We start from the raw sequence: 2,826 nt of genomic DNA on the forward strand, positions 1-2,826 counted from the left end.
GCGGATGACGCGGGCAGTGAGTCCGGCGGCGGTAGCGACACGGACGCGGATGACGCGGGCAGTGAGTCCGGCTACGGCAGCGACACCGATGCGGACGACGCCAGCAGTGAGTCCGGCGGCAGCAGTGAGTCCGGCGGCAGCGGTGAGTCCGGCGGTGGCAGCGGCGATGGTGGGCCGGGGCTGGGGGCGTTCACCGGCGGAACTGCCGTCCCACCGGCTATTTCCGCCCACTCCTCCGGTCAGGGCGGTTCTGGTGGTGGTCGGGATGCCGTGCTGCCGGGCAAGGGCCAGCACCAACCCGGCGACGAGCACAGCCCCGCCTCGGTGGGCGAGCCCCGGCACATCAGTGTTGCCGGGGGTTCTGGTGCTGTGTCTGGGGCTGGGGAAACCTCTGGTGGCCGGGGTGTGCCGGGTGAGCGGGTCGGTGCCGGGGGCGGGTCGGGCACCAAGTCCATTGTGGATCCGGTGAGTGTTGTTGCGTCGCGGCCGGGGCAGCCGGGTGACCAGGTCCCGGCCACACCGGGTGATCCGGGACGGTCCGAGGCCGTCCGGGAAGAATCCGGTGGCGGGCAGCAGCGGGTGCCGGAAGGTCATCGGCAGGTCCCGTCGGGGCCGGATGTCCCGCAGTCAGGCGCCACCGGTGAGCGCAGCCCGGGCGAGGTCGTCACGCATTCCGCCCGTACCCCCGGGAGCGAGGGGTTCGGGTTGGGTGGTTCCGCGCAGTCCGAGCCCCACGGGGCAGGTTCCGGGCCGGCACCCAACGCCGATGAGGTTGTCGCCCACAATCAGGCCAACCCGAGCTCTGACCCCACCGGTCAGCCCAATGGTGTGCGGGAGCCCGGGTCCGAATCCGCCGGTCGGTCCGCGGGTCAGTCCGATGGTGCGCGGGAGCCCGGGTCCGAATCCACCAGCGTGCCCAGCGGCGAACGCGGTGATGTGTCTGGCGGTGCGCGGGTCGGTGAGTCGACCGGCACGCCTGGCGGTGGTCGGGAGTCGGCTGGTGAGTCTGGTGATCGCGGGTTCACCGGTGAGCCTGGCGGCGAGCGGGTCGGTGGGTCGACCAGCGTGCCCGGCGGCGAGCGCGGCGATGAGCCTAGAGGCGAGAGCGGCGGCGAGTCTGGCGGTAATCGCGAGTTCACCGGCGAGTCTGGTGGTAGCCGCGAACGCGGTGGTGAGTCGACCAGCGTGCCTGGCGGCGAGCGGGTCGATGAGTCGACCAGCGTGCCTGGCAGTGAACGCGGTGATAAGCCCAGCGGCGAACGGGTCGACGAGTCGACCGGTACGCCTGGCGGTGGTCGGGAGTCGGCTGGTGAGTCTGGTGGCGAGTCGACGTCGGCGCGGACACCTTCTGGTTCTGGTGTCCCGGTCGCCAAGGACACCGGCGCGCCGGTGTCGGTTGATGCTCCGGTCGTTTCCCATGCCGCGGTCGATTCCGGCACCGATGGTGGCCGCGACGCCGCGACCTCGACACCGATCCAGGTCCCGGCTGCGGCGGCCGGCACAGGTTCGGGTTCTGGTTCGGGGACGGGGCAGGGTTCCGGTCAGGCGCCGGTTACCGTCCCGGCTTCGCAGACTCCCGCGGCGGCTACCTCGGGTGCCCCCGCGGCCGGTACGGCCGGTACCGCCGGGGGCACTTCAGCGGCGGGTACCTCGGGTTCTGCGCCGGTGGGGTCGGGTGCGGGCACGGCTGGTGGGACGACGGCCGGTTCGGGTGGGGTGCCGTCGTTGAGGGCTGGGACGGTGGGTCCGGGGATGCCGGGCCGGGTCAGTGATGCGGGTTCTGGTGGGGTGCGGGAGGTGACGGCGGCTGCGGGTGTCGGTGACGGTGCTGACTCGTCGCGGGTGGAGTCGTCGTCGGTGGTGGGGAAGGTTGGTGGTGGTCGCACGCCGGGTCCGGGTGTGGGTTCGGGTTCGGGGCCGGGGTCGCGGCGTGAGTTGTTGGCGATGTTGGTGGCTGCTGATCCGGATTTGCGGGTGTATGCGGGGTTGTTGGGGGATCCGGGGGCGTTGCCGGGGAAGTTGCGGGCGTATGCGGGGAAGCCGAAGAAGGATCTGCGGTTGGCCAACGCCGGGGTCACGTCGTTCATGTGGTTGAACACGGTCTTGGGTGGCCGGGTTGATCAGTTGGCGTTGACGGGTAGGTACGGGCCGGAAGTGTTGCTGGGTTTGTATGAGTTGCTGCTTCGTCAGCCTCGGCGGGGTGACCGGGCGCCCAGGATCGCGTTGTTGGTGGCCGAGTTGCTGGGTGTGCGGCCTGATCAGGGTTCGTCGAACTCGTGGAATCCGGGGGTCTGGTTTGCTGGTTCGTGGAATCCGGGGGACTGGTTTGGTCGTTCGTGGAACCCGCGGGACTGGTTTGGTCGCTGGGGTGGGAAGGGTCTGCCGGCGACTGGCGGCGAGAAGACCGCGCCGGAGGTCGTTGAGGAAAAAGAGGAGAAGACCGCGGCGGAGGTCGTTGACGAGAAAACCGCGACGGAGACCCGCGGCGAGAAGACCGCGGCGGAGGTCGTTGACGAGAAGACCCGCTCGAACGATCCCGACGACCGGGACGGTCTGGACTCCGACGAGCGGGCCCTGCTCGCCGAGGAGTCCGATGCGGCTTCGATCGTCTCGGCCCTCTCCGATGGGTCCGACCGGACCGACACGACCTCCCTCGCCGAGGGCGAGGACAACGACACGGGCCGGGTACGGGAGACCCGCTTCGAATTCGCCGATCCCATGCTCGGCATGGGCGGTTCCCGCGACGCCTTGTGGTCCGATGGCGCCGACCCGCAGGTCGAAACCTTCGTCAAGACGTTGGGTACGGCGGTGGCGGATACGCCGACG

Annotated in this window: 1 protein-coding gene and 1 pseudogene; one reads left to right on the forward strand and one right to left on the reverse strand. The window is 70.4% G+C overall.

What is annotated here, in order from left to right:
• Positions 1-594, reverse strand: a pseudogene (locus tag BLW84_RS48250) (hypothetical protein); the annotation flags it as partial.
• Between the two features lie 1,203 nt (positions 595-1,797).
• Between BLW84_RS48250 and BLW84_RS44885 the strand changes: the two are divergent.
• Positions 1,798-2,826: hypothetical protein (locus tag BLW84_RS44885; RefSeq protein WP_218157758.1), on the forward strand; the 1,029-nt coding region annotated here is incomplete at its 3' end.

It is taken from the genome of Saccharopolyspora shandongensis (assembly GCF_900106995.1).
GTDB lineage: Bacteria > Actinomycetota > Actinomycetes > Mycobacteriales > Pseudonocardiaceae > Saccharopolyspora > Saccharopolyspora shandongensis.